The sequence below is a fragment of the Photorhabdus kleinii genome (genome assembly GCF_025384885.1).
GTDB lineage: Bacteria > Pseudomonadota > Gammaproteobacteria > Enterobacterales > Enterobacteriaceae > Photorhabdus > Photorhabdus kayaii.
This window is the reverse complement of record NZ_JAJAFY010000090.1, coordinates 1-7,078: the sequence shown is the minus strand read 5'-3', so window position 1 is coordinate 7,078 and position 7,078 is coordinate 1. Positions and strand designations below refer to the sequence as shown.

Sequence of the window (7,078 nt, the reverse complement as noted above, 5' to 3'; positions counted from 1 at the left end):
TTCGCGGGTACGCAGACGTATCAGGTCGCCTTCAAATTCAGCAAAGGTGGCCAGTACGTTGAAGAACATTTTCCCCATCGGGTCTGCCGGATCGTAAATATTGGTTCCAAGCGCCAGTTTCACTTCTCTGGACTGCAATGTATCAGCTATTTCACGAGCGTCAGGTACTGAACGCGCCAAGCGGTCAAGCTTGGGAACAACCAGCGTGTCTCCACTACGCACGGCAGCTAGTGCCTGATCCAGACCAGGCCTTTGCCGGTTTGAACCCGTCAGCCCTTTGTCGATGTAAATTCTGTCCGGGGAGACACCGAGTTTTACCAACGCTTCCTGTTGGGCAGTCAAATCCTGTTTATCAGTGGAGCAGCGGGCATAGCCAATCCGTATTTCAGTCATAAAGTGTACGTTTAAGGGGCCGTGAAAGAGATTGATACCGTACCAGTTATATGAGACAACGTCAGCAGTGATTTTCTCTGAAGCGCAAATTTAATTTTTACCGTCCGCAGAGCGATCCTCTTACGGACATATTCAGTGCGAGGTCAGGATGACATCCCGTCGAAAAGATAAAGGTAAAAGACTCACCGTTTTAACGGATGCAGAAAAATTCGCACTGTATGGCCTGCCTGACTTTGATGAAGGCCAGCAGTTGGAGTATTTGTCGCTTACGGCAGATGAGCTGGCGCTGGCAAACAGTCGCCCCGAAATACTGTCGCAGATTTATTGTATCCTTCAAACGGGTTATTTTAAGGCCAAACACGCCTTCTTTCATTTTTCACCGAAGGATGTGGAAAGTGATTTCGATTTTGTGGTTCAGCGTTACTTTCGTGGGGTATCCCTTACCGACAGAACTATTACCACCCATGAATATTACGCCCAGCGTAAGCTTATTACCGACTTCTTTGGGTACCGTCAGTGGTCAGGTTCCGTTGGCCCGCAGCTGGATGCCCGCGCAGCGCAGATTGTGCATCGTGATATTACCCCTGGATTTGTTGCTACCGAACTTATCTGCTGGCTGAATGAAAAGAAAATCGTTCGACCAGGATATTCCACACTCCAGAAAATAATCAGTAAAGCACTGTCAACTGAGCGGCAACGACTGGCGGGCATACTGTTGTCCTCCCTTGATACAGAAACACAGCGCGTGCTGAATTCACTTCTGAAGAAAGATGATGCGCTGTCGGGACTGGCTGTGTTGAAGCAGGAAGCAAAAGATTTTCGGTGGCGACAAATGTCGAGGGAAAGGGATAAACGAAACCAGTTGGCACCGATATATCAGAAGGCTCGACAATTGCTACCCGAACTCGGGATTTCACAACAAAATTTGCTGTACTTCGCCAGTCTGGTCAACTTTTATACCATCCACGATTTGCGTAACCTCAAAACCGAACAAACCTGGTTATATCTGATGTGCTATATCTGGCTTCGCTACCGTCAGCTGTCAGATAACCTCACCAGCGCCATGATGTGGCACATGAAGCAGACAGAAGAACGCTGCAAGGAAGAGGCCAGAAAAAACTTTGAAGCAGACGTTCTGCAACGGCAGCAGGAGAATAATAAAGTCGGTCGTGTTATCCCTGTTTGTCGATGATGATGTGACGGATAGCATCCCCTTTGGTGAGGTACGCCAGCGAGCCTGGAAAATCATGCCCAGGGAAACTCTTCAAAGCACCGCACAGCGAATGCGGGTTAAACCAGCCAGTCGGATGGCTCGACAATGGGAGGCGGTTGACACTCAGGCGGCTCATATACGACGCCATTTACGGCCGCTGTTTTGTACTCTGAATTTTTCCAGTGTGACGCCTGAATGTCCCTGGCTTGCTGCACTGGCATGGGTCAGAACTACTTTTTCAAAGCAATTGCGGTTGACGCAGCGGCCGCTGGCAGAATGCCCTCCTGCGACGCTCCCGCCACGACTGCGAACCTGGTTATTGAGCGTTGTTGATGAAAAAGATATGCCGACAGAGCTTCATGCCGATCGTTATGAATTCTGGCTTTACCGGCAAATCAGAAAACGACTGGAGGCAGGAGAGCTTTATCTTGATGACAGCCTGCAGCATCGCCACCTTTCAGACGAGCTGGTTTCCGTAGAGGAAAAATCCGATATTCTTGCCCAGATGGATATCCCGTTTTTACGTACTCCGGTCGAACATCAACTGGATGAACTGACCCGCGAACTGCATAACCAGTGGATAGCGTTCAACAGAGAACTTAAACAGGGTAAGTTGTCACATCTGGAGTTTGATCATGATACACAGAGACTAAGCTGGCGTAAGTCGGATTTAACAGAGCCATCGGACAGTGTGACGGATTTTTATTCACAGCTGCCCCTGTGTGAGCTGGCTGATATTTTTCGCTTTGTTAATCAACGGTGCCAGTTTCTGTCGGCCCTGACACCGCTACAACCCCTGTATGTGAAAACAGGAGCTGATGCAGACAGCCTGATGGCTGTAATAATGGCACAGGCCATGAATCACGGTAATCTGACTATGTCCCAGACCAGCGACATTCCTTACCATGCGCTCAATGATTCCTACGAGCAATATCTGCGTCTCTCCACGCTGAAGGCAGCATGTGACTGCATTGGCGACGGAATTAAGACGCTTCCTGTCTTCCCATATTACTCCCTGGAGTTAGGGGAGCTGTATGGCGCTGTCGATGGGCAAAAATTCAGCGTTGAGCGTCCGACTATCAAAGCCCGTGCATCAAAAAAATATTTTGGGCTTGGGAAGGGCGTGGTGGCTTACACCCTGCTATGCAACCATATTCCACTCAATGGTTATCTCATTGGGGCTCATGAGTATGAAGCACATCACGTTTTCGATATCTGGTACAGAAATACCAGCGGGATTGTACCAACGACGATAACCGGTGACATGCACAGTATTAACAAGGCTAATTTCGCCATTCTTCACTGGTTCGGCCTGCGTTTCGAACCCCGCTTTACCTCGACAGCGGACATGCTGAAAGAATTATACTGCGCGGATGATCCGGAACGTTATAAAAAATGTCTTATCCGGCCTGTAGGGCAGATAAATCAGAAAGTTATCATTGATGAAAAACCACACCTGGATCAGATTGTCGCCACATTGGGGATGAAAGAAATTACTCAGGGAGCCCTTATCCGCAAACTGTGTACCTATTCAGCGGAAAACCCGACAAGAAAGGCATTGTTTGAATTTGATAAACTGATCCGTAGTCTTTACATTCTCCGGTATCTTCGTAACCCGCAGGTGGCCAGAAATAGCCACCGGCCGCAAAATCGCATTGAATCCTGGCATCAGCTTCGTTCAGCGATCGCACAGGTTGGTGGCAAAAAAGAGCTGACAGGTCAGAATGATATTGAACTGGAAATCAGCAATCAGTGTGGGCGCCTGCTCAGCATCATTATTATTTATTATAACTCCGCCCTGCTGTCGCGGTTGCTGCAGAAGTATGAGAATGTCGGTAACACCCGGGGACTTGCTCTTCTCAGACGAATGTCGCCCGTAGCCTGGCAGCATATATTTCTGAACGGCCATTACACCTTTATCAGTGAAGGGAAAGAACTCGATCTAGACGCCATGATTGCAGGACTGACGTTGTCATAGTCAAGCCCGCAAAATTTTGGCGGCTTCCCGCTTACAACCCCAATACTGGTATCTATGCCCACAGATCTGGTTCGAGGGGCTTTGATTGGTACCTTTCGCACAGTTGATGGTGATAAGAAAAATACGTTCAAACGTGGAGCCGATACTTTCCCTCAGATTGACCGTGATTGTTTCGTTATAGACGCGGCAAACTTACAGAGGTTTATGGGTATCTTAGGAGCTGAATATCCTGAAAACGAACGTTTAAAGTTGGGGAATTTTGTTGCGGACAGAAAGGCAGAGGCCGTTATTAGTGGGGACAAATTCTTCCAGCGCCACGCAGCTATTTTAGGTAGCACCGGCTCAGGTAAAAGCTATGCAGTAGCTCTTATCTTGGAGCGAGCATCGAAACTAAAATATCCGAACATCGTGGTGTTCGATATGCATGGTGAGTATGCCCCCTTGGCTAATGCCGAAAAAGGTGGTTTTGCGACACGTTTCCGTATTGCTGGTCCTGCGGACTTGGAACACCCGAAGGATGATGCACTTTTTCTCCCTTATTGGCTACTCAACCGAGATGAAATGCTTTCAATGATCCTTGATCGAAGCGATCAAAATGCTCCTAATCAGGCATCACGTTTTACTCTCCATGCCCGGGCTCTGAAACAACTGACGCTAGAAAAAGAGGGAAAAGTCGACGTTCTTAAAACATTCACAGTAGACTCGCCTGTACCATACTCACTTGAGGGACTACTCGAGTTGCTTCGAAAGGACAATGTAACCAAAGGTGTTGGTAAAAATGGTAGCTCTATAACAGGCGAATGGGAAAATAAATTAACACGTTTCATTTCCCGACTTGAAGCCAAGCTCGACGATCGTCGATATGGTTTTATGTTTGCTCCTCCATCAGCAGCGAATGAATACGGATGGCTCGGTGCTCAGGTACAACGATTACTTACATCTGATAGTGGTCAGGGAATAAAGATTATTGATTTTTCTGAGGTTCCCTCTGATGTCTTGCCTGTTGTTACAGGAACTCTTGCACGACTTTTGTATGATGTACAATTCTGGACAGAACCTACCAAACGGTCGCCAGTCACACTTTTATGCGATGAAGCCCATTTGTATCTGCCGGTACGTAACGACGCGGATGCAGTACAAAAGCAGGCATTAGGCGCGTTCGAACGTATCGCTAAAGAAGGACGAAAGTATGGATTCTCCCTTTTGGTAGTGAGTCAGCGACCATCGGATGTTAGCAAAACTATTCTGAGTCAGTGTAATAATTTCCTGTCTTTACGTCTTACCAACGATTCAGATCAAGGAGTGATAACTCGTCTGATGCCTGATTCGCTGGCCGGACTCACGAGTATCCTGCCACTTCTTGATACTGGTGAAGCGTTGATGTTAGGTGATGCCGTATTATTGCCATCACGAATCCGACTGGACAAGCCTGTAATCACTCCTGATAGTGCTACCCGGGATTTCTGGAAGGAATGGGGTTGCCAACCAGCTAATACCGAAGCTATTAATCTTGCAGTTGAAGCATTGCGCAGCCAGACGCGAGACAAGCCATGTTAATCGGTTACGCGCGGGTTTCAACACAGGATCAATGTCTTGATTTACAGAGAGAAGCTTTAATAAAAGCCGGGTGCGAAAAAATATTTGAGGACACGGTGAGTGGTATGCGCTCTGATCGTCCCGGCCTAGCTAAGGCGATGGAAATATTGCGTAAAGAGGATACTTTGGTCGTCTGGAAGCTGGATCGTCTTGGCCGAAGCGTTAAACACCTGGTAGATATGGTTGGAAATCTGCACAAACAAGGTATCCAGTTTAAAAGCCTCACTGATGCTATCGATACTGGCACGCCATCAGGACGTTTTTTTTCCATGTAATGGCTAGTCTTGCTGAAATGGAGCGCGAACTGATTGTGGAACGCACTCGCGCTGGACTAGAGGTTGCCAAGCAGTTAGGTCGTAAAGGAGGGCGGAAGCCTAAAATGACCGGCAGCAAAATTGAATCAGCCAAAAAACTACTGGCCAGTGGTATCCCTCCCAGAGATGTAGCTAAAGATCTCGGTGTCTCTGTACCAACGTTGTACCGTTGGTTACCGGCATCAAAGCATTCTTAGATTGCATGCGCATGCAGGAATTTACGGTTTTACATACCCCACAAAAAGTGAAACCGTAAGTTTCTGTTCAAATGCTCCCGCTAGTCAATACTGGGGTTCTACGCCGGCCAATGGCATTCGGTTAAGATCTTGCCGGCGCATCAAAAGAGTTCCACCGTGTTCGGGGTTTCATCGATTTTCGTGGATAGTGTCGTCCTGGTCTCACCCGTTGGGTCATCTTGGGGTCGTTTGGCGAAAGGGAAATTAAAGTACGCTAAGGGGGTTCTACGCCGGAACCCCAGATTTTTCCGGTCGTTGAATTTATCCCCGGTTGAGTAGCTTTATCCCGTCAGCCCGCAATTGACCATCTGGAGAAATATGTCTGTACAGGGTTTGCCGGGTTATTCCCAGTTCCTGGCATAACGTACTGACTTTTGTCTCTGGTCGTCCCATTGATGCCATTGCCAGGCGCAATTTTAGGGGTTTCAGGAGCAATGGAGCAGTAAACACCGTTAAACGGTCAATTTAAATAGCCAAAAATTGGGTAGCCAACTGACATCGTGAATTGCTATTTTTAGCCAGTCTATCTACGATAGCTAAATAACCTTTACTCATCTTGGACGTATATTCATAATAGGTAATCCTAGAAGAGAATACTAAGGCCGCTTTTGCGGTCTTTCTTCTGTCTGTGACATACTGTGCTACGCGAAAAATTACCGCCATTACACCTTTCATTTTCTCAGGAATTGATTCTTTCAAAAATACTCACCAATATTTCCCGCCCCACACTAACAATAACTAACTGTAAAAAAACAAAATATTGAAACGCCGATGGCGCCATTTTTCATCTGGTCAATGTGATCGTTGGCTGATACTTTATCAAATTTACTGAATTGTTGGCGGTTATCGCAGCTACCCGGTCACTACCCCTTGCTTGACCGTCTGGAAAATGGTGATGTATTGATTGTCACAAAATTGGATCGTCTCGGTCGTAATGCGATGGATATCAGGAAAACAGTGGAGCAACTGGCCGAATTAGGCATTCGGGTGCATTGTTTGGCATTGGGTGGCGTTGATTTGACCAGTCCAGCAGGAAAAATGACGATGCAGGTGATTTCAGCGGTCGCTGAATTTGAACGTGATCTTTTACTCGAGCGCACTTATTCGGGGATAGCGAGAGCGAAGGATGCAGGAAAACGCTTTGGACGCCCACCGGTATTAAATGAAGAAAAAAACAGAGGGTACTCGAACGAATTCAGTCTGGTGTAAGCATAAGTGCAATTGCCAGGGAATTCAGAACCACACGGCAAACAACTCTGAGAGTTAAAGCAAAACAGCAAATACCTACTGTTTAAAAAATGGTCTTAACGTGGGATATTTTCCGTTTTCCAAGCGGACCCCTAATACT

Annotated in this window: 6 protein-coding genes and 2 pseudogenes; 5 read left to right on the top strand and 3 right to left on the bottom strand. The window is 47.2% G+C overall.

The features are described 5' to 3' along the window. Positions 1 to 393 (bottom strand): recombinase family protein (locus tag LG003_RS22220; RefSeq protein ID WP_262981663.1); only part of this gene is annotated, 393 nt, incomplete at its 3' end. 148 nt (positions 394 to 541) lie between these two features. On the opposite strand from LG003_RS22220, the gene LG003_RS22215 reads away from it, so the two are divergent. The 4 genes and pseudogenes from LG003_RS22215 (at position 542) to LG003_RS22200 (ending at position 5,691) form a co-directional block, all read left to right on the top strand. Further along, the gene (locus LG003_RS22215; protein WP_262981662.1) at positions 542 to 1,585 is read left to right on the top strand and encodes a DUF4158 domain-containing protein; all 1,044 of its coding nucleotides are present in this window, start codon (positions 542 to 544) and stop codon (positions 1,583 to 1,585) included. After that, positions 1,515 to 3,584, top strand: coding sequence for a Tn3 family transposase (locus LG003_RS22210; protein WP_262981661.1), 2,070 nt, complete (start codon positions 1,515 to 1,517; stop codon positions 3,582 to 3,584). Before LG003_RS22215 ends, LG003_RS22210 begins: the two co-directional genes overlap by 71 nt. Before the next feature lie 54 nt (positions 3,585 to 3,638). Then, positions 3,639 to 5,141 (top strand): ATP-binding protein, encoded by a 1,503-nt coding sequence (locus LG003_RS22205; protein WP_315903401.1) that lies wholly within the window; start codon positions 3,639 to 3,641, stop codon positions 5,139 to 5,141. Continuing rightward, positions 5,135 to 5,691 (top strand): annotated as a pseudogene (locus LG003_RS22200) (recombinase family protein). Before LG003_RS22205 ends, LG003_RS22200 begins: the two are co-directional and overlap by 7 nt. Before the next feature lie 300 nt (positions 5,692 to 5,991). On the opposite strand, the gene LG003_RS22195 reads toward LG003_RS22200, so the two are convergent. Continuing rightward, entirely contained in the window at positions 5,992 to 6,165 is a 174-nt protein-coding gene (locus LG003_RS22195; protein WP_445260533.1) for a hypothetical protein, read from the bottom strand. A 30-nt stretch (positions 6,166 to 6,195) separates the two neighbouring features. Then, the gene (locus LG003_RS22190; protein ID WP_112879388.1) at positions 6,196 to 6,429 is read right to left on the bottom strand and encodes a hypothetical protein; all 234 of its coding nucleotides are present in this window, start codon (positions 6,427 to 6,429) and stop codon (positions 6,196 to 6,198) included. A 105-nt stretch (positions 6,430 to 6,534) separates the two neighbouring features. Here LG003_RS22190 and LG003_RS22185 point away from each other — a divergent pair. Further along, positions 6,535 to 7,025: pseudogene (locus tag LG003_RS22185) on the top strand (recombinase family protein). Positions 7,026 to 7,078 lie beyond the last annotated feature (53 nt).